This window comes from Bacillus sp. FSL L8-0199 (assembly GCF_038005705.1).
Taxonomy (GTDB): Bacteria; Bacillota; Bacilli; order Bacillales; family Bacillaceae_G; genus Bacillus_A; species Bacillus_A cereus.
The window spans coordinates 2,489,482-2,509,418 of the sequence record NZ_JBBOTS010000001.1 but is presented as its reverse complement, the minus strand read 5'-3'; the positions used below and the strand labels follow the sequence as shown (position 1 = coordinate 2,509,418).

Below are 19,937 nucleotides of genomic sequence, written 5' to 3'. Positions count from 1 at the left end.
CAGCATTTATTAATTTGCTGACAGCCTTTTTTATGACTTATAAATACTGATTCAATAATCTTTTCAAATACACTTCATTTTGCGGTGATACTTTTTCAGAAAATCTAGCTGCAATAATAATAGGAGCCCATTGAAAAACTTCATCTCTTGATAAGCCGGTACGACTGCAATATATATGTAAATACATCTCAGCTAATTCTACCGAAGATTGTGAGTACAACAAGTATGTTCGAAATACATCTGCGCGAATATCACCTGAACTTGCATCTACCCAGTCTATAACTTTCACTTTCTCTTCCTTACTCAAAATCAAATTAAATGGATGGAAATCTCCATGACATAGCCTAAAATCAAATGTAATAGAATCTAATTTTTGTAATATATTCTTCTTTTTGCTTTCATCCAATTTATGTACAGATTTAATTTGACGCTCTAACCTTTTCCTCATTAACTCCATTTCATCTGTATTCACACGTATAGCATGGATCTTTTTTTGCTCATTAACACAAAGTCCGATATAACGCTCTGCCTCATTTAAATTATTAAGTAGGAGATCACCAACACTGTCCCCTTTTACGTATTCCATAATAATTGCCTGTCTATCGTGTATCTTTGTCACTTCAAATACGTTTGGAACTGGTAGCCCGCATGAATAAGCATATTTTTGTTTTTTTGCTTCATTCATAGACTCTGTATCTGGGAGGTAATCTTTAAATAATTTTACAACCTTATCATCAGTTAAATAAATTTCTGCTGTATTCCCTTTTGCAATCGGATTACCTAAAACCACTTCATTTCTCCCCTTAACATAAATTAAAATAACACCTTGTACTTCTCTTTAAATTCACTATAACCCTAGTTAAAACCTTCTTCACGAATATACAAAAAACTTACCGCTTTTCATCCTTAAATAGAAAGCGGTAAGTTTAATTGTTTAGGAATATCAGAATGAAACTCTGATGTATGCACAATTGAAAATGTATATCCTTGCTCAATAAATGATACTTCATTACATTTACATTCAAATGATACACCATTTTTCTTAAAGTTATTTTGGATTCGCTGTAAAAATGCGACGTCTGGTGTTCCGAAAGAAACGTGTACTTTCGGTGATAGAGCTTTCATCGCGATTGGAATCCAAGGTCGCTGCCACCAAGTTGCGACGACATAAGCAGTGCCACCAACTACAAAGTTAAAAATATCCCCGTCTTCCATCGTTTTCATATTTAGATTTGATTTCAGCCATTCCCTAAAAATAGGTACACTTTTAACAGGAAGACCAATTTCCCTTACATATAAAATGTTTAAAGGTGACTGCGGTACTAATACATCTTCTTTAACATAACTATGCGCGATAATTTCGAGTAGATTTCCATCTCCGTCTTTAAAGTATAAATTGAATCGACCCTCCTCTTCATCAATTATATGACCATCTTTCCATTTTGCAATGAGTAATCCAGACTCCTCAAGCCATCTTGCTGTTTCATGAAATTTTGAATATGGGATTTCAAAAGCAAAATGTGCAGGTGCAATTGGTTCATACACTTCTTGAAAACTAATTGTTGTATAAGGTGTTACTTCAAATTGAATGAAAGATGCTGTTTCTTTTTTTATTGGAAAAGATAATATGTCCTTATAAACTTGTTTTACCCCTTCTATGGAAACCGTTTGTAGTTTTATATCTGATATATGTGTAATCACTTTACATTCCCCCTCATTTCTTATTATCTATTCGTATTGTATTACACTTATAAATAGATAAAATCAAACAGAAGGATGGATTTTTCATATAGAAACTACAACTTTAGTATGAATATGTTAGCTCCAATTATTTTTTATTTCTGCTATAACAATTTCTGGTTTATCCCAGTGCAACATGTGGGTAGTATCAGGAATTACTTTTACTATACTGTCAGTTTTCTCTTTGAAAACATTTACTGTCTTATCTCTATAATCCGCCCAAACTTGTGGAACTGTAGCTCGAAGTAATACAATATTAGCCGGCAGCTTCTCATATATATCTATCGTTTCATCTTTATGCATACCTCTTATTATATTACTAGCTGTATTCCCCCTGGCATGCCACCATACTTTATTATCCATTTCGACCCCTAGGTCCTTTACAGCAACTTCTAACAATGAAGACCACCTAGTATAAGCTTCTTTTTCACTTTTGAAAAATTCGTCCCAATTATTAAAAACGTATTCATCAAAGTCCTTTTTATAATAAGCAATTTCTTCTTCCAACGTTTCTTCTTGAAGCCTTTTTGTTTGATATCCACCATCAATAAGAATACTTCCTTGTACTTTTTCTGGATGATGTAACAAATAAAATAACGCTACAAAACTTCCCCATGAATGTGATAGAAAATAAAAGTGTTCGATTCTCAATTCATTTAACCAATTTGCTAAATTGTGCATCTCATAATCTTCCGTTCTTTCAAAGGGCGGTGTTTTACCATGTCCAGGTGCATCAACGGAGATAAATCTATACTCTTCTTTTAATTCCTCAGCAATTTCTATAAAACTTAAACTCGTACTTCCTAATCCATGTAAACAAAAAATAACAGGTTTATCATTATTCCCCCATTCAGTAATATGTACGTTTAATTTTTCATTGTTAATATAGTAACGTTTCAAAACATTCATCCTCTATATTTCGATTTTTCAATTTACACTTTATTTATTTCTATTATTTTCAAGTATTTCCTGTATTCTTTTCCACACAAAAAGCTGCTTTTCTTTAAATGAAAAGCAGCTTTTACGCTAAAATATATTATAATTTAACAGCGATAATCATAAATCTTTTTGAATTTGTATGAATCCCTTTTTCAGAACTATTCGTGTCAATGAACTTTTGTAAAATAGTAAAATCCTCTTCCTCTTCTCCAAATCTAGGAATAATAGGCGTATGTTTTAATAAGAAAATGAGATCTTCAGGCGTATTGTAATAATCAGTAACATCATATTCACGTACTTGCACGAGATCAAATCCTGCACTAATAAGTTCATCCATATACTTTTCTTTTAAAGTGCCATCTCGTTCACCTAAGCATTGTCCTCTGCCAAATGCTTCTTTCAGGTTTAATTTATCATTCTCACTTACTTGTTGCGTTAAGAAAAAAGCACCTTGTTTCATTACTTTTGCTAACTCAGATGCTAGAAACGGTGCGTGACAACTAGAAGCGATATCAAAATGGGCACTCTGAAACGTTAAAGCTTCAGAACCCATTTGAAGAAACTCAACATTTTGTACACCTGATTTTTTCAAGTTAGAATGTGCCGTTTCAATCATGCCGTTAGAATTATCAATTCCAATTAACAATTTAGCCGAAGATGCTATATTAAGTATATTTTCCCCTCCGCCTGTACCAACATCAAGTAGAGTGGCTGATGGTTTACATCTTTTTTTCACTTCCCCATAAAAGTCCCATATATCTCCTACAGTTTCACATTTTATTTTACTAAAATCCCATCCATTTAATCTTCCTACTCTATCTATCATAAAAGCTTTTGTACTCTAATTCATTCACCTTATAACTTCCCTTTTGTAAAAATAAATTAAATATGTAATATAACCTGCAACACTGTTTAATTATATGTTATAAAATAAAAATTATTAAAACAACATTTCACTTCGCAGTACATTAAGTTTACATAACAATTTTATAGTTTACCTTTAACTATATGTTCTAAATGTCTTCTTCCCCAACTACACATACTATCCAAAACAGTACTGACTGTTTTTCCATGTTCAGTTAAGCTATATTCTACTTTAGGTGGTATTTCTTGATAATGCTTATGAATCTTATAAATCTCTTTCTCTTGTAAAAAGGCCTGGCCATAATAATGAAATTGCACATACTGTTCTATATTTAATGCAAAATAGTTTTACTACGGGTAATGTATTATTTCCAGATGGAGGGTACACATATCATTAAATTATTTAAGACAAAAGCCCCTTATTACAGTGGCTTTTGTTGCTAATTTAAACATTGCTGAAGTAATATAGGATTCTCTTTTATTAGTTCTGCTAAAACAAAAGTTGTGGAAAAGGTCGTAAGATTAACTCTTTATCTAGCAATCCTTTTTGTTCTCGAATCATTCCGCCTCATCCAATAAAAGCCGCCCTAATTTCTATTCCCTACACTTTTATATAAAATTAAGCTTATAAAGGTAGGATTCAACAACTTCTTACAGAATTCTATATTTAATACGTATTGGACGGATTATTTTCAAATTCCTCTTTACTAAAGGTGGTTCATACAATTGTGAAATTTGTACAAGAACGAAGATTAACTGTCAAGACAATTTTTTCAAAAGAATACAAGATTTTTATTTTTGGTTTACTCATTTCACGAATCGGGGATTCACTATATACTTTTGCACTGCCTTGGATTGCATATCAATTAACTGGTTCAGCTGTAATTATGAGTTCTTTATTTGCTGTTAACGTATTGCCAATCGTTTTATTTGGCCCTTTAGTTGGTGTACTAGTTGATCGATATGATCGAAAAAAGTTACTTTGGATGGCGGATATCACCAATATTATTTTAGTAAGTCTCGTACCAATTTTACATGCATTACATATATTAGAAGTCTGGCATTTATACGTAATTACTTTTATCTTAGCAGTTATGTCCATGCTTTTTGATGTAACAACAGTTACAGTCATTCCACACATCGCAGGTGCATCATTAACGAAGGCTAATTCTTTATATCAAATGGTTAATCAATTGGCTAGTTTGTTTGGTCCAATCATAGCTGGGCTTTTCATATCTTTTATTGGCGGCTTTCAAGTACTTTGGATTAATGTTCTTTCATTTATTGCTACATTAATTGCTGTGATTATATTACCTTCTATGAAAAACTTAAATAAAAAGAATACTGATAAAAAAACATTGCAAAATGTACTAAATGATTTGTTTGATGGATTTAAATGGCTCAAAAATGATCGGTTAAATATAGCTTTGTCACTTCAAGCTATGGTAGGTAACTTTGGAGCAAGTGCTGTTTTAGGTGTACTTATGTATTATTTATTATCGACATTAAATCTTACCTCCGCACAAAGTGGCTATAATTATACTTTAATAGGAATAGGTGGGCTTTTAGGAAGCTTAATTGCCGTTCCTTTAGAAAAGAAATTTCGACGTGGTGTACTTATTCCTTTACTCCTATTTTTAGGAGCGCTTGGGTTAACATTTGCTTTGTGGAGTACATATTGGCTTGCTCCCGGAATTGCTTTCGGAATCGCGATGACATGTAATATCACATGGAATACGATTGTTACATCAATTCGCCAGGAAACTGTTCCATCCAATTTGCAAGGACGTGTTTTAGGTTTTTCTCGTGTACTTACACGATTAGCTATGCCATTAGGCGCATTAGTAGGTGGAATTATTTCAGCCTACAATCCTGTATTTATATTTGCTTTAGCTGCTTTTACTAAATTAATTGAAGTCTTTATTGCCTTATATAGTCCGATACGAAAACTGTAAAGAGGGAAAAGTACATATTTTGAGATATTAATAAAATAAAAAAGGCATAAAACATGCCTTTTTTATTACTTATTTGTTTATTGGATAACAAACTTCTGTAACCCACTTATTAGGATCCGCTTCCATCGCTGGGCTCACATGATAAATATTAAACATCGGGCCTACTAATTTGTAACCCTCTGCCTCAATCCATTTTGCCGCAGCTTCATTTACAGCTGTCATCTGTTCATAACTTCCATTAACCGTTATGGAAGCTACATGAATTGATTCAATCTTTTTAAATGTAACGTCTTTTGTATTTTCGTGCTTACCAAGAATACTTAGCTGTATTTCTATATCTACATCATTTTCTTTGTATTCACGATCATGGAAAACCGCAATACTATAACTCGAATGGGCAATACTAATATTTTTCATTTGAATTTCTTGCATCAATATACTCCATAAATCACCTTCGCAATTATACGATGGAATAATCTTTCTAACACTAGCTACAGTTCTTTCTGGAATTTCTTTTATTGAAACATGATAATTCATCTCAACAACATCCTCTCTCATCATTTTCATTGAGTCTTCGAGGAGACGTAATTGTTTTTGGAGGTTATTCATGTCTTCTTTAATTTGAGCACTACGATTAAAAAATTGCTCTTTTATGGTATCTATATTATCGCATTCTATTATTTCTTTGATGGTAGCAATATTAAACCCCATAGCTTTTAACGTTTGAATTTGATTTACTTTTTTTAATTGGTCTGCTGAATAAAATCGATATCCACTCTGCTCATCGACTTTTACTGGTTGTAGTAATTCCACTTTATCGTAGTGTCTCAACATTCGTATACTAATGGAAGATAGTTTTGAAAAATCCCCTATTTTAAACATAATTTCCTCCTATAAGTTACATCTACTTTGAAGCTCAACTTTATCTTAAACAATGACATTGTGTGAGGGTCAACTGTTTATAACGTTTGAATTATCTTTCTTTATTTACTTTTATATCCTCTTCCTTCTTTAGGTTATAAAAATTCACTTATTGATCCGATTGCGACTAGCAATCAATTGATTTACCTTCATATGAACCTCTATTCTTATTTCTCATTAAAAGCATATTTGCAATATAATAATTACACAATGAATATAACCTTTAAAGTGATTACCCTCTTACTTCAAGAACCTTATCTTTATATATTCCAAACCACTGTTGCCATTCATCTTTAGAAAATTCTTTCTCTTCTCCTTCTAAAACAGAAGAAAAAAGATTTAAACAAATATGCCAACCAGCTAAATCCCTTGGTGTATGATCTGTTAATTCATGAATGTACTCTTTAAGGAATAAAAGAGTACAATTTTCCTCTTTATGTATTTCAAATCGGACACGGTCTTTATCCCAAGTAAATTCAAGTACTGAGTTTACTTGACACTCTAAAATATCAATGTTTATGAACGAACCGTTCATCATATCGAACTTTATTATTCCACCCGTTTTAAGGCTTTCAATCTGTAAATTGGACATCCATTTTTTCAGCTTACTGTTTTCTGTTAATACAGACCAAACTTCTTCTGCCGTATATGGAAATTGGCGTTCAAATTTTACAATATATCCATCATTTAGTTTCCCAATTTCAGCTATCATTTTGATTGCCTCCTTACATAGAATATATGTTCTCATTTCATTTTACACGAATATAAATATAAAATAAATATCTATGTCAACGAAGTGTTAATTTAAAGTGAATGACGCTGAGAAAAACTTAAATATTTTCTAAATCGAGTTATATAGTATTGAAAATTAAATATAGATTTACGTACAAATAAAAAAGCCGCATTTGCGACTTATGAAATCATAGGATTAACTCCTGTTTTTGTTGAATGATTAGCGCTTAATCGCATCGACAATTAGCGATGGAAAACCAAGTTTATCGCCTTTATTTCTAGAATCATACCTTTTCGAACGGAAAATAACACCGTCGTTTGCATCCCATTCGTTGTAATAAAACTGACCATTTTCATCACAATATTCAAGTAAAACTACCTTGAATCCAGCAGTTTTAAACATTTTCGTTAATGTTTTATAATTATGAACGATTTTATGACTTGCTGCTGGATGATCTTTCGGACCGGGGCCCCCTATTTGAACTATATTTTGATATGCCTCATCCTGGAAGAATGCATCAGGGACTCCACACCGAATATGACCAGATGCTTTTAAAAATTCATAACAGATTTCAGCTGCTCTTACACCTTCTTCAAAAGTAAGGTGTTCCCATACATGCTCAGCTAAAATAGCTGAAATAGAGTTGTATTCAAATCTTTCTTCCCACGTAGCTTTATCTAGTAAGTTAAGTTCATCTTCTTGTGTTTGAATCCAGCCTGGATTATTATTAAACGCTCCAGCTCCGACAACTACCTTAATTTCGTCTTGTTTTATCACCACCATTTTCACCTCTTAAATATTTTAATTCATAAATATACTCTATATTTACTATTATCCTTCTTCAACAAATTTAGTAACATGAGTCCAGTATAATACCGAACTCATGTCCTAAAAATTCTCTAATGTAACGATCTAAATAACTTTATGTAATCGGTTCATGATACACAACTATTTTATTTCTTCTGGATAATGAACTCTTTTCTTAAAACAAATGATCCCTACTATTATTTTTGTATCTTTCTAAATTTGCGAACAAAAGTGAGTACTGTGCCTGTAATAATCATCAATATGCCGATTGCTGCACTGTTAGTTGTACTTACACCCGTCTTTGGAAGCTCCTTATATGTATATTCTTTTTTATCGCTATTACTGTTGTTAGAGATATTACTCTTATTTGCCTTATTAGTAAGGCCATTAGCTTTGCTAGTTTCTTTATCTTTCACTAATACTTTTTGTATTGTATTTACCTCATTACCCATGGAATCTCTAACACTATATATTATTTCATAAGTACCAGCTTTAGTTGTATCTATAGTTCCTTCATACGCTACTTTAGAAGTAAGGTCACCGTCCTCTTTATCAGTAGCTGATACCCCTACCAACGGATCAAATTGATCACCCTCAGTAATTGAAGTTGTAGCAGGTACTTTTAGTATTGGTTTATCATTTTTAACTTCTTCTCTAACTTTGACCGTTACAGTTTGTTTCGCCGTTACTTCATGACCTTTAGAATCTGTAACCGTGTACGTTAATACGTAAGTACCGACTTTAGATGTATCTACTCCACCATCAACTTTTACTTTAGAAGTAAGATCACCGTCTTCTTTATCAATAGCTTTTACTTTTATCATTGGATCGAATGAATCTCCTACATGAATTGTCGCTCTAACAGGCACTGTTAATTTAGGTTCTAAATCTAATATTTCTTCATTTCCCTCTACAATTACAGTCTGTGTAGCCGTTGTAATTCTCCCTTGGGAATCAACGACCAAGTATTCCACAATGTATGTACCTGGTTTTGAAGTATCTACATCGCCTTTATGCTTTACTTTATTTGTTAAATCACCATCTTCTTTATCAACAGCTTTTACATTTCTCATTGGATCAAACGTATCACCTACACGTAGTGTAATGGTAAACGGCACAGTTAACTCTGGAGCTTGATTTTCTGCTGTTTTTTCGTTTTCTTTCACTGTTCCGGTAATTTTTGCAGCATCAAAAGCATTTTGGACTGCTTGAACTTCAATTGAGTTCGTTCCATATTTATTAGCTGCGACTTTAAGGCATGCCAATTTCAATTCAGAGAAATCAGAAGTCATGTTTAATTCATCAGTATTTGCATAATAGAAAATATCAAACATTTTATCTTCACCAATACCATTTACATTTACACCGTTATGAGTACCACCTTGTGCAATTAAATACGCAACTTTATTAATAATACTTGAATTAAAATGTACGCCTCCATAATCCTCTCCATTTAAATCATTATATTTACTATAATCATCAGGATACGGTAGTCCTTCTGAAAAATTAATTGCAGTTGGATTTTTCATATTACGAAAAGTCGATCCAGTTTGTTCTCCTATTGTCCAGTTAAATTCCCCATTATTTATGTATTTCTCTATAGCCGTTCCCATAATATCCGATAATGCCTCGTTAATTGCCCCAGATTCTCCTGAAAATTCAAGGTTAGATTCACTTGATGTAACTGCATGTGTAAATTCATGACCGGCTATATCGAACGCTTTTACCATAGGATCTCCATATAAAAGCATACTAATGTTATTAATATTAGTACTAAATGCATTCTCCCAATTTTCAGGATCATTTGTTCCTCCAGAATCCCATGCATGTACCACTGAAACTACTTTTTTTCCTTTATTATCAAAACTATTACGCTTATATTTTTCTTTATAAAAATCATATACCTTTGTTGCTAAGAAATGAGCGCTTACCGCCTTTGGATCATTAAATGTTGTTGAAGCGCTAGTTGCTAGTATGCCAGGATAATAACTTTCTTCATTTGTAATATCTCTATAATTTACATCATATGTCTCAATTCCTTGCCCTCTTGTGTAATCAGCAAGCGCATAATTCCCACTGGTCTGTTTAGCAATACCAAATGTACGAGTTACACCTAAATCATCTTTTCCTGTTCCAGTTAATGATGTGAAATTGCTAGTTTTATTTTCCTTAACGGATTCAACATACTCTTCACTTATTTTCAAACTTGATTCTTGTACCATATCTTTTAATATATCGCCATTATGAGCATTCACTAAATAAGTTCCAGATACATAATTTGGTGTTGTAGCAGCAAATGTAACTTGATATGCATTGCTAGCCTGCCCATGATTTTCATCAACAAAAATAACCGCCTTAACTTCTGGTTCAGAAATAAATTTAATGTCGTTTCCGTACTTTTTATAAATATATTGTTTCGCTTCTTCTTTTGATAAATTAATAGGTTTCTTTAAATCTTCTTGTGTTAAATTTTGTGCGCTAGCTCCTGAAATGCTTTTAATAATACCTTTTTTATCTACGTGAGCAGTTAACTGGTGGCCATACACTTCTTTTCCTTCATATATTTGTTGCATGCGCACAAGTGTAGTTCCATCATAAGAACCACGTTTTTGAAGAACCTTGTAATCTACTCCTGTTTCTGCACTAACTTGTTTTGGAGACAAAGCATGCTCCGTATTTTCCTTAAGTGCATCTTTCACTACATTCTCTGGCGCCTTTTTTGATGGTTGTGTAAGATCACCTGTACGGAACGAATCCTCTTGAATTTCAACTTGCATTTGACCAGGTTCCTCTGCATGACCTACTCCATATGGTGTTACACTTGTTAAAACGAATCCTGTTGTTAATGCAACTATAGCTATTTCTTTTTTATTTCCCATGATATTTACCTCGTATAAATTTCTATTATTTATATGAAACTGCTAAAATGTATACAATCTATTCCTAACATAAAAAGATGACTTTTGTAATCTACAAAAGCCACCTCTTCAATATGTAATATCCCTAAAATGTTTTTAATACATAATTTCTATACAAAAAAGAAAAAAGCATTCATTAACGAGCATTTTGCAATACTTTTATTAGGTCATTTATATTTTCAACTTTCTGCTGAAACTGATCAAGTCTGCTATGTAGCAATGAAGGATTTTTATCTTCAGTTGAAATAACTTGTTTTAATTCATTTTCTAATTTATCATACATATCAAAGAAATTATCAAATTCTACACTTACAAGCTCTTCATTTTCGCGATAGAATCTTTTTGCTTCTATATAAGTCATATATGATTTATTTAAAAATCCTAATGAAATTAAATATTTAGAAGTGTTTTCTTGATAAATAGCAATATCACATGCTATTTTAATATCAGAATAAGTCTTTTGAACGAGACAATGCAATTCAAAAATCTTAAACTTTAATCCATTATTCATTTCATCCCCTCCCATCGTATCTATTCTACATAAAATTAGAATATTATACAAAGAAAATTATTAGCATAAAATTGAAAATTTAAAAAATAACTTAAGGATAAACAAAATCCCTCTCATTACAAATTATAATTGCGGAGCATTTACCAACATAACGGCTAAATAAAAAACGAAAAGAATAAATCTTTCCGCTCTTAGAGTAATAAATACATTTCATATTGCGCTAAAGAATTCTTTTCAAATCCACATTTCTTTAAAAAACCCTCCAATAAATTATTGTTAGGAAACCCAATTGATAAACTTGATAAATTTAATTCTTCTCTTGCTACTTGTAATAATTTCATCCCAACACCAATATTTCTATAACCTTTGTCTACGAAAATAAAACTAATTTTACCTTGTTCATTTACGCATAGAGAGCCTTTTAAGTCATTATCGACATATACACCATAAAATACATTATTTGTTTTTTTAATATAATCAATATCATTTTGCCAATTTATATGGAAGTTTAACCATTTCTGAATTCCATCTTTAAAAGTTGGAAATTCTAATTGTTTTACTTCAATATCTTTACAATCTTTATTCATTATTTTAGTCAAATCATTTAAATTATAATAAAAAAGATCGTACACTTTTTCATAGCCCAGCTTATTATAAAAATGAATCGCTCGGTCGTTTCCTACAATGACTTCGAGAAAAAGTTGCTTACATCCATGTTGAATCGCCTCTTCTTTATGCAGTTCAAATAATTTTTGACTCACACCAATACCGCGGTAATTAGGATGAACCGCTAATGTTCCGCAGCGCATAGTCTTTATACTTTCATAATCCTTTATGCCACCTAGTATTACGCCAACAGATTTTCCTTCTTCTAAAGCAAGAAAAGAATGTTCTAGCAAATTACCTTCTGGTCCCAAAAAACGTTGTATAAAATCCTCATTTGAAACCTCCATCTTAATAATGTAATCTGAAAATCCATCTTTAAAAGCTTCATATACTAAATCAATATTTACTTCACTACACCTTTTATATTGAATCATATAAAATTGCCCTCCAACTGCTTATATTAAACTCAACGTGTACCCATATAATATATTCCATCTATTATAAATTTCAGCTCTTAATTTGAAATGAGCGGACATTTCCCTACATATAACTCACTATTGATTTGTTTTATAACAAACTATCTATTATTTACTACATTAACCTCATAAACACGTAAAAAAGCAATTAAATGCTCACATGCTCTTTCACATGCTAGCATTTTAAAGATTTTTTGTTCTTCTTTCGTTTTATCATTTGCTTGATCTGAAGCAGCTTTTAAACAGAGAAATGGTTTTTTATTTATTTGGCATACATAGGCGAAAGCTGCTACTTCTTGATCAACTGCCAATGCTCCATATACGGTATGGAGTAAATATCTCATTTCCGAACTACGAATACGTTGATCTCCTGATAAAAATGTACCGAAATGTATCGGATCATACGATCGTATTTTTTTTATTCTTCTTACAAGTGATTTTGTTGTTTCAATAGGTGCTGTTCTACCGTTATATAAATTAAAAACATCTTCTCCTGAACCAGCAGCAGTAACATCATGTTGTATTGCGTTTAGTGCGACTACAATATGACCGTTTTTCACCTTGTTTGATAAACTTCCGCATATTCCTGTCATAAACAACTCATCTGGCTGAAACTCACTAATTAACAATTGTACACAACTAGCGCAGCTTACTTTACCAACACCAGTAACAACTGATATAATTTCCAGCTCATTAATAGTATGAAAATGAAATTCCCAAGCTGCTCTTTTTTCAACACGTTCACTTGGATAATGTTGATGCAAATACGTCAGTTCTGGTTCCCATGCAGAGACAATTGCAATACGTTTCATTACACACTTCACTTCCTCTATTGTCATTTAAATAAGTTATCTATACTTTCTCATCCATAATCTAGAATCCATTCTTTATATTTCTTATATAAATCTCGTATTATTTCTTTATTCTTCGCAATTACTTCACTTCCTCTATCATCATACATAAACATGACAATATCTTTCGTTGCATTTATGAGAAATACATCTGGATAAGAAATTTCTTTTTTTCGTCCAAATCGAGGATATAAATCAGAGAAATCCTCATGATTAGCAGCTTGTATAAGCGATTCATATTTAATATGTTCCGCAAGACATTTTAAAGAAAATTGATATGTACAATATAAAGTGAAACTTTAATCAGTGGGGGTTTTGTTCATCCTAACTGATTCAATCGGGCTGCCCGTTAATGCGGTATAAAGCTGCTTCTTCATCTTCAAATAAAAACGGTAACGTTTCTTATCTTATATGAAATCTTAAATCTCTTTTCCTAATATATTTATTGTATACATTTATTTTCTGTGGAGTTTATATATTTTCCTTTTTAAATCTATAAACATTTGTCACTACAAACACTACATCTTCTTTTGAAAATATGTCTTCAAATAAGAATTTATTATATGTATATAGTTGAGAAAAGTATTCCGTATTTAAATTGTCGGTTCCTTCTACAATTTGATATTTATCTTTTCCAAAATCAAAATGTAAATGATTTTCCCACTAAGAATATAAGTAGGGTACTAATGTAACTCCTGGAAATGTTTGATTCATATATTCTTTTAATTGCATTTCCTTGTCCTTTCTACTGTACAATTCCTTTTAAATCCCAGTATGCTTCTTCTAGCCACGGATGTATAACTTTCAATGTATCTTTCCTTTCCCACAAATATGAAATATATACAAAAGCTGCTTTTTCCAAAGATTTTTCCAATCCTTTTTTTATTTCTATTAAATATGGCGGTGTCCCTTTTTGATCCCATTCTATTTTATCTGCAACAAATAATACTAAATCCATCTTCGTTGCATGTTTACGCAACGTTGTGTGGCAACAAATTGCATTTAAAATCTCTTCATCTTCTACTTTAAATATTTCTTTTGCGATTACTCTCGATAGTTTTTGATGAATGATCATAGGAAACTTTCTTTCTGCTTCCACTATTTCTACACCACATTCTTCAGCAACTGCAATCCGCTCCTCGTTCGGAAAAATGCCACTAATATCATGTAAATATCCTGCAATTGCTGCTTTTTCTTTATCTACGTGAAACTTTTCTGCAATCTTTTTTGCCTCATTTGCCACACGAATTGAATGTTTATATGTAAACTCTTTATTATATTTTAGTAGAAAAGCTTTAATATCATTTTCTATTTTTCCAGTTGGAGTAAATGAATATATATCATTACATAACATAGAAAATCCCCCTTATAACTAACTTTCATTATAATGTAGGATCTAAATATTCTCGTTATTTTATATTCGTTATTAATCTTTTTACTCCTTTTTAATACGTTACATGAAATTTTATACAGAATCATCGCTACAAGTACATAAATGTTTGATATTATAGTAATGTTGATGATTTGTAAGGAAAGGAACTACACAATGAATAAAAACATATTAATTATTGATGATGATAAAGAAATTGTTGAATTACTTGCTGTTTATTTGCGAAATGAAGGCTATAACATTTATAAAGCTTATGATGGCGATGAAGCATTGCAAAAGGTTTCTACATATGAAGTTGACCTTATGATTTTGGATATTATGATGCCAAAGCGAAACGGATTAGAAGTTTGTCAGGAAGTGCGTGAAAATAATACTGTACCAATTCTAATGCTTAGTGCAAAAGCAGAAGATATGGATAAAATATTAGGTCTTATGACAGGTGCCGATGATTATATGATCAAGCCATTCAATCCATTAGAATTAGTAGCAAGAGTGAAAGCTTTATTACGAAGATCCTCTTTCCAAAACGCTACTTCGCAAAAGAATGAAGATGGTATTATTCGTATTCGCTCTGTTGAAATACACAAACATAATCATACTGTTAAAGTAAATGGAGAGTATATTAAATTAACCTCTATTGAGTTCGATATTTTATATTTACTTGCAAGTAATACAGGAAGAGTATTTAGTTCAGAAGAAATTTTCGAACGCGTTTGGAATGAAGATGGTTACGGTTCAAATAAGACTGTAATGGTTCATATTAGCAACTTACGGGATAAACTTGAAACAGTAATAAATGGAGAAAAATTTATTCACACTGTTTGGGGAGTTGGCTATAAAATTGAGAAATGAAGCATTTGATATATTAAAAGATATCCCTAAATGGAAACTTATTTTTTGGCTCTTATTAGCTATCACACTCACGCCTATTACTGAGTTAATTATTTATCGCCTCGTTACGAGTGTAATTGAGAGTTCACTTACTCTAACTGAACTTGGTAAAGAATTCATTCGAATTTTTGGTTATGAAAAGTATAAAGGGATTAAAGAATCGTTATGGATGATGATTGTATCGTATTTGTTTTTATTTTCTATTTTTTCATCCTATCTTTACATTTTTTATCGTCACGAGAAAAAACTTTATTATGAAACTTGTATTAAAAAAATGATAGAAGAAATTCGTTATATTGCAAATGGAAACTTCAATCATAAAGTTTCTATTGTAAATCATAATTATCTAGAAGAATTAGCAATCGGGGTCAATGAAATTGTTGAACAATTAAAAGTCTCCATTGATGAAGAAAGACAAGCGGAACAAGCAAAAAGTGAACTTATTACAAATGTATCACATGACTTACGCACTCCCCTTACTTCTATAGTTGGATACGTAAATTTAATCCATCATGATAATTATAGAGATGAAGTAGAATTGCGATACTATATTCAAGTCATTTACGATAAAGTAACTCGTCTTAATGCATTAATGAATGACTTGTTCGAATATACACGTGTTCAAAATAAAGAGTTAAGCTTGTATTCTGTCCCTATTGACATAGTAGAGTTACTTGGGCAATTAACTGTTCAATTCCGTATACAATTTCAAGAAGCAAATATAGAATGTCGACCTTCTTTCCCATCTCAAAAGCTCATGGTATTAGCTGATGGTGAAAAATTAGTGCGTGTGTTTGAAAATCTTATTATAAACGCTATCGCTTATGGAAGCGAAGGTCGCTATATTGACCTTACTGCTTATGAAAGCAATAATATGATTACAATTGATATAACAAATTACGGACAACCTATTCCTAGTACGGATTTACCTCATATTTTTGAACGTTTTTATCGCGTTGAGAAATCTCGCTCTACAAACACTGGTGGATCTGGACTTGGATTAGCTATTGCAAAAAGTATAGTCGAATTGCATAAAGGAACAATTGAAGTATATAGTGATGATGAAAAAACAACATTCACTGTAAAACTACTCCCATACAAATGTTAATATTATAAATAAAAAGTTCAATTTCTTATCATATAAGAAATTGAACTTTTTCCATTAACACCCAAAATTTAATAATCCTTTATAATTCTTTAGAAATTCTTTACCTTTTCTTTCTTCCTAATTAAGCATTCCTTTTTACAATACTAGTATTGATGTCATAATAGGAGGATCGCTTATGCAATTCTTAAAGAAATTCGCTATTTTATTATTATCTTTTTTTATTACTGCACTTATCGTTTTATATTTTTATCTTTATGTAAATGGTCCCATTATTCAAGCTAAATCAGCTATTTTAATAAATGCTAATTCAGGTGAAATTGTTTATAAAAAAAATGAAGAAACTCCGGTACAATCAGCTGCTTTATCTAAATTAATGACAGAATATATCGTATTGGAGCAACTAAATGATAGAAAAATACAGTTAGATGACTTCGTACAAATAAGTAACGAAGTTTTCCGAGTAGAAACAAGCCCTATACAAGTAACATCGAATGATAAAACAACGGTTCGTGATTTACTTCATGCATTGCTACTGGCAGGGAATAATCGTTCTGCACTCGCTCTAGCAGAACACATTGCTGGAAATGAAGATAACTTTACAATATTAATGAATAAAAAAGCAAAAGAACTAAAGTTATTACAACCATCTCCATTTCTAAACTCTACTGGAATTAATAATGATACAAATAAACAATCAACTACAACAGCAATAGATGCAGCTAAACTAGCAGCACGATTAGTAAAAGATTTTCCAGATGTATTGAATATTACGAAACTAACCTCTTACCAATTTACCTTCAAAGATTCCCAAGTTTTCAATACGAATAAAATGATATATTCCCTTAATGAAAACATTAAACTTCAAGGTGTTGATGGCTTACAAACTAGTTTTTCAACTAACGGTAATTATAGTTTTGTCAGTACAGCAAAACTAGGAGATACTAGACTAATTTCAGTAATATTAGATGCAGATGAAGAAAACATCTCATTTATTGAAACAAAAAAGTTGCTACAGTATGGTTTTGATCCTTCCTCGTACTCTGCACTCCAAGCTTTTAAAGACACCCTTACATCTTGGACAATATTGCTTCAGTTTAAAAACTTAATTATACAAACTATAATGATTTTCTTAATCATTACCACCTTAATGTTTTTACATATACGTCAGAAAAAATCCGAGGATTTCAATTAAGAAATCTTCTTATATATAAAAACCGACTTGCGCTTGAGATGCAAGTCGGTTTTTAATTCTATCATCCTCGTCCAATCAAATTTGCTGAAACTGGTTGCAAGTTTAACTCCCTCGCCCATATAGATAGCTGACCAATATGATGGATTTCATGTACGATTACATGTCTTAAAACCTATGTTTTTTGAGGCATACATCCATCTCCCTTTCCTTTCGTTGTATTCGTTTGTTTAGTTTAAATGGGTTAATCTATTAATTCTATTAAATCCAACAATTTAACTATTACACTTTAAAGTTCTATTCATATACTATAGTAGATTACTAGAAAGGAGGTTTAACTATGGATAGTTGCGTTGTATTTGTAAACGGACAACCTTTTTTAGTTCTTTCAGTAGCTGGTATTGAAATTGCTAGATTAGAGATTTCCCTTCAAGTAGCATTAGCTCTAAGAGTGCTTGGGATACCAATCTGTGATTAATTACCAAATTAATAAGAAAAGAGGGCATTAGCCCTCTTTTTTTATTTTCTTCTCACCTTTTCTTAACAACAAATAAAATTTAAATTTTATTTGTTATATTGTAATGAAAATCCGAAAAATCAACCCATTTTATTCAATAAAAAAGAGCACCACCCATACCTCATTATCCGTTTCTATAATATTCAAGTTTGATTAATAATAAAATTAAAGTATATGAACGTTACATGAAACACTTGTTAAGATAGCTCTCCTTCACACTATTTATTTCGCTGACGCTATATTATCAAAGCACACAATGATTAACTTTTTATACGGCTTATTTTAAGTGTGCTTGCCAATACTTTTACTTGTATGTTCTATACACTCATTCTCTACGGTATACTGATACCAACTTATATTTTTTGATGAGGGCCCATTTCCCTATATCCCTCTTTATTCCCATGTACTTTTTTTCTCAAATCCAAGCTAAATAATCTATATTGTTATCTTTTAAAATCAGCTCACTATCTGATTATATTAATAACCTATCACCTGGTAAAATCCTATTACCTAATTTATCTTCAATTGAATGGTCCATCATTTATACTTACGGATTGGCTTTCCCGTATCTATTGTGCATGGATATTGGATTTTCTAGCATCTAGCTCATTTCTTTAAAAATGTCGGATTTTTCGTCTATTATTAAATGAATAATGTTTGGAAGGGGATATAATATGACAGAAATTAAAGTAGGGCTTACACAATTTTTAGACTTCACACTGAAAGGTAGTACAGCTAAAACAACCTTTATAAAAAATCTAAAATCCCAACCTGAATATCAACCAGCTTTTGATTACTGGAAACAATTACGAGAAACTGTTATTAAATTTCATCAAAACAAACTATCTTTTGAATATTTCGAAACATTAGTACAAACGGTTGATCAGAAAAAAAAACAAAACTACATTGATGTCATAAAGCAATACAAAAAATTCATTAAAAATAAAGACATCTCTTGGTTTGATCCAGGTAAATCACATTGGAAATCAGATGATTTAATCGTCCGTTCATCACCTGAACTTGGCTTATTCATTAATAATGAGCCACATCTTATCAAACTGTTTTTCAAAGGAAAAAAAGAGCGAATTGATAAGTACAACATTAACTCGACACTTACACTATTAAATGAATCAACATTTTCAAATGAACGAAACGATGTGAATTATACGGTACTTAACATCCAAAAGAACAGAATGTATACGAATAACTCTATTAATAATAATCATTTAGTAGCGCTTAAATCAGAAGCTAACCAGTTTTGCTATATATGGAATAATCTATAAAGGTTACTATTCATCCCTTTTAATACCTTGTTGATGCATACTTTAGTTACAATTTTTACAGATTCATTCAGTTTCGTTTAATTAGGGCTCACCCTCTTATTCCTCAGAAACAATGCAGGTGGGCCTTTTTCAAAAATGGTTTCTTTGTCAGTTTTAACATACTAGCTCTCCCCCGAAACAGCTGCAATTGAAATTATTTTTGTTTTATTATTCACTATACCCACCAAGCCCCTTTTGT

The 19,937-nt window shown here is 31.4% G+C and carries 17 protein-coding genes and 5 pseudogenes; 7 read left to right on the top strand and 15 right to left on the bottom strand.

What is annotated here, in order from left to right:
• Positions 1–37: 37 nt before the first annotated feature.
• The 5 genes and pseudogenes from NST86_RS13015 to NST86_RS12995 all read right to left on the bottom strand — a co-directional run.
• Entirely contained in the window at positions 38–790 is a 753-nt protein-coding gene (locus NST86_RS13015; RefSeq protein WP_000242838.1) for an aminoglycoside phosphotransferase family protein, read from the bottom strand.
• 116 nt (positions 791–906) lie between these two features.
• Positions 907–1,701 (bottom strand): VOC family protein, encoded by a 795-nt coding sequence (locus tag NST86_RS13010; protein ID WP_016117970.1) that lies wholly within the window; start codon positions 1,699–1,701, stop codon positions 907–909.
• 117 nt (positions 1,702–1,818) lie between these two features.
• On the bottom strand, positions 1,819–2,640 hold the full coding sequence (locus NST86_RS13005) for an alpha/beta fold hydrolase (protein ID WP_061664631.1): 822 nt from the start codon (positions 2,638–2,640) through the stop codon (positions 1,819–1,821).
• A 136-nt stretch (positions 2,641–2,776) separates the two neighbouring features.
• Positions 2,777–3,533 (bottom strand): annotated as a pseudogene (locus NST86_RS13000) (class I SAM-dependent methyltransferase).
• Positions 3,534–3,666: 133 nt separating this feature from the next.
• Positions 3,667–3,801, bottom strand: a pseudogene (locus NST86_RS12995) (winged helix-turn-helix transcriptional regulator); the annotation flags it as partial.
• Here NST86_RS12995 and NST86_RS12990 point away from each other — a divergent pair.
• Positions 3,798–3,941, top strand: a pseudogene (locus NST86_RS12990) (SDR family oxidoreductase); the annotation flags it as partial. The pseudogenes NST86_RS12995 and NST86_RS12990 sit on opposite strands and share 4 nt — an antisense overlap.
• Positions 3,942–4,271: 330 nt before the next feature.
• Positions 4,272–5,498: an MFS transporter gene (locus tag NST86_RS12985; protein ID WP_193533189.1), complete on the top strand. Its 1,227-nt coding sequence runs from the start codon at positions 4,272–4,274 to the stop codon at positions 5,496–5,498.
• 69 nt (positions 5,499–5,567) lie between these two features.
• On the opposite strand, the gene NST86_RS12980 is transcribed toward NST86_RS12985, so the two are convergent.
• From NST86_RS12980 to yqeK, 9 genes and pseudogenes are all read right to left on the bottom strand, one after another.
• Positions 5,568–6,380, bottom strand: coding sequence for a MerR family transcriptional regulator (locus NST86_RS12980; RefSeq protein WP_044797383.1), 813 nt, complete (start codon positions 6,378–6,380; stop codon positions 5,568–5,570).
• A gap of 271 nt (positions 6,381–6,651) precedes the next feature.
• Entirely contained in the window at positions 6,652–7,131 is a 480-nt protein-coding gene (locus NST86_RS12975) for an SRPBCC family protein (protein ID WP_016117963.1), read from the bottom strand.
• Positions 7,132–7,371: 240 nt separating this feature from the next.
• Positions 7,372–7,932 carry a class I SAM-dependent methyltransferase gene (locus NST86_RS12970; protein ID WP_033694090.1) on the bottom strand — a complete coding sequence of 187 codons (561 nt, stop codon included), beginning with the start codon at positions 7,930–7,932 and terminating at the stop codon, positions 7,372–7,374.
• Positions 7,933–8,156: 224 nt separating this feature from the next.
• Complete coding sequence (locus NST86_RS12965) at positions 8,157–10,838, bottom strand: M4 family metallopeptidase (protein WP_193533190.1); 2,682 nt, start codon at positions 10,836–10,838, stop codon at positions 8,157–8,159.
• Between the two features lie 175 nt (positions 10,839–11,013).
• Positions 11,014–11,388 (bottom strand): hypothetical protein, encoded by a 375-nt coding sequence (locus NST86_RS12960; protein WP_001059022.1) that lies wholly within the window; start codon positions 11,386–11,388, stop codon positions 11,014–11,016.
• A gap of 191 nt (positions 11,389–11,579) precedes the next feature.
• Positions 11,580–12,428, bottom strand: a complete 849-nt coding sequence (locus NST86_RS12955; protein ID WP_000617072.1) for a GNAT family N-acetyltransferase — start codon at positions 12,426–12,428, stop codon at positions 11,580–11,582.
• A 143-nt stretch (positions 12,429–12,571) separates the two neighbouring features.
• Complete coding sequence (gene mtnN / locus NST86_RS12950) at positions 12,572–13,309, bottom strand: 5'-methylthioadenosine/S-adenosylhomocysteine nucleosidase (RefSeq protein WP_061663607.1); 738 nt, start codon at positions 13,307–13,309, stop codon at positions 12,572–12,574.
• Positions 13,310–13,332: 23 nt separating this feature from the next.
• Positions 13,333–14,053 (bottom strand): annotated as a pseudogene (locus NST86_RS12945) (DUF3885 domain-containing protein).
• Between the two features lie 13 nt (positions 14,054–14,066).
• Positions 14,067–14,675: a bis(5'-nucleosyl)-tetraphosphatase (symmetrical) YqeK gene (gene yqeK / locus NST86_RS12940; RefSeq protein WP_340933952.1), complete on the bottom strand. Its 609-nt coding sequence runs from the start codon at positions 14,673–14,675 to the stop codon at positions 14,067–14,069.
• Between the two features lie 192 nt (positions 14,676–14,867).
• Here yqeK and NST86_RS12935 point away from each other — a divergent pair, with 192 nt between their 5' ends.
• The 3 genes from NST86_RS12935 to NST86_RS12925 all read left to right on the top strand — a co-directional run bounded on the left by NST86_RS12935 (position 14,868) and on the right by NST86_RS12925 (position 17,902).
• The gene (locus NST86_RS12935) at positions 14,868–15,563 is read left to right on the top strand and encodes a response regulator transcription factor (RefSeq protein WP_001038807.1); all 696 of its coding nucleotides are present in this window, start codon (positions 14,868–14,870) and stop codon (positions 15,561–15,563) included.
• Entirely contained in the window at positions 15,553–16,710 is a 1,158-nt protein-coding gene (locus NST86_RS12930; RefSeq protein WP_001243309.1) for a sensor histidine kinase, read from the top strand. Before NST86_RS12935 ends, NST86_RS12930 begins: the two co-directional genes overlap by 11 nt.
• A gap of 175 nt (positions 16,711–16,885) precedes the next feature.
• Complete coding sequence (locus NST86_RS12925; RefSeq protein ID WP_063264021.1) at positions 16,886–17,902, top strand: D-alanyl-D-alanine carboxypeptidase family protein; 1,017 nt, start codon at positions 16,886–16,888, stop codon at positions 17,900–17,902.
• Between the two features lie 61 nt (positions 17,903–17,963).
• Here NST86_RS12925 and NST86_RS12920 read toward each other — a convergent pair.
• Positions 17,964–18,074, bottom strand: a pseudogene (locus NST86_RS12920) (DinB family protein); the annotation flags it as partial.
• A 165-nt stretch (positions 18,075–18,239) separates the two neighbouring features.
• On the opposite strand from NST86_RS12920, the gene NST86_RS12915 reads away from it, so the two are divergent.
• Both NST86_RS12915 and NST86_RS12910 read left to right on the top strand, forming a co-directional pair.
• The gene (locus tag NST86_RS12915) at positions 18,240–18,377 is read left to right on the top strand and encodes a DUF3956 domain-containing protein (protein WP_000376554.1); all 138 of its coding nucleotides are present in this window, start codon (positions 18,240–18,242) and stop codon (positions 18,375–18,377) included.
• Positions 18,378–19,090: 713 nt separating this feature from the next.
• The gene (locus tag NST86_RS12910) at positions 19,091–19,699 is read left to right on the top strand and encodes a hypothetical protein (RefSeq protein WP_000136053.1); all 609 of its coding nucleotides are present in this window, start codon (positions 19,091–19,093) and stop codon (positions 19,697–19,699) included.
• Positions 19,700–19,937 lie beyond the last annotated feature (238 nt).

What these genes read in the sequence shown, in the direction of transcription:
- NST86_RS12980 (WP_044797383.1), bottom strand. Translation starts at nt 6,380, where the DNA reads ATGTTTAAAATAGGGGATTTTTCAAAACTATCTTCCATTAGTATACGA.
- NST86_RS12975 (WP_016117963.1), bottom strand. Translation starts at nt 7,131, where the DNA reads ATGATAGCTGAAATTGGGAAACTAAATGATGGATATATTGTAAAATTT.
- NST86_RS12965 (WP_193533190.1), bottom strand. Translation starts at nt 10,838, where the DNA reads ATGGGAAATAAAAAAGAAATAGCTATAGTTGCATTAACAACAGGATTC.
- NST86_RS12960 (WP_001059022.1), bottom strand. Translation starts at nt 11,388, where the DNA reads ATGAATAATGGATTAAAGTTTAAGATTTTTGAATTGCATTGTCTCGTT.
- NST86_RS12955 (WP_000617072.1), bottom strand. Translation starts at nt 12,428, where the DNA reads ATGATTCAATATAAAAGGTGTAGTGAAGTAAATATTGATTTAGTATAT.
- mtnN (WP_061663607.1), bottom strand. Translation starts at nt 13,309, where the DNA reads ATGACAATAGAGGAAGTGAAGTGTGTAATGAAACGTATTGCAATTGTC.
- yqeK (WP_340933952.1), bottom strand. Translation starts at nt 14,675, where the DNA reads ATGTTATGTAATGATATATATTCATTTACTCCAACTGGAAAAATAGAA.
- NST86_RS12935 (WP_001038807.1), top strand. Translation starts at nt 14,868, where the DNA reads ATGAATAAAAACATATTAATTATTGATGATGATAAAGAAATTGTTGAA.
- NST86_RS12925 (WP_063264021.1), top strand. Translation starts at nt 16,886, where the DNA reads ATGCAATTCTTAAAGAAATTCGCTATTTTATTATTATCTTTTTTTATT.
- NST86_RS12915 (WP_000376554.1), top strand. Translation starts at nt 18,240, where the DNA reads ATGGATAGTTGCGTTGTATTTGTAAACGGACAACCTTTTTTAGTTCTT.
- NST86_RS12910 (WP_000136053.1), top strand. Translation starts at nt 19,091, where the DNA reads ATGACAGAAATTAAAGTAGGGCTTACACAATTTTTAGACTTCACACTG.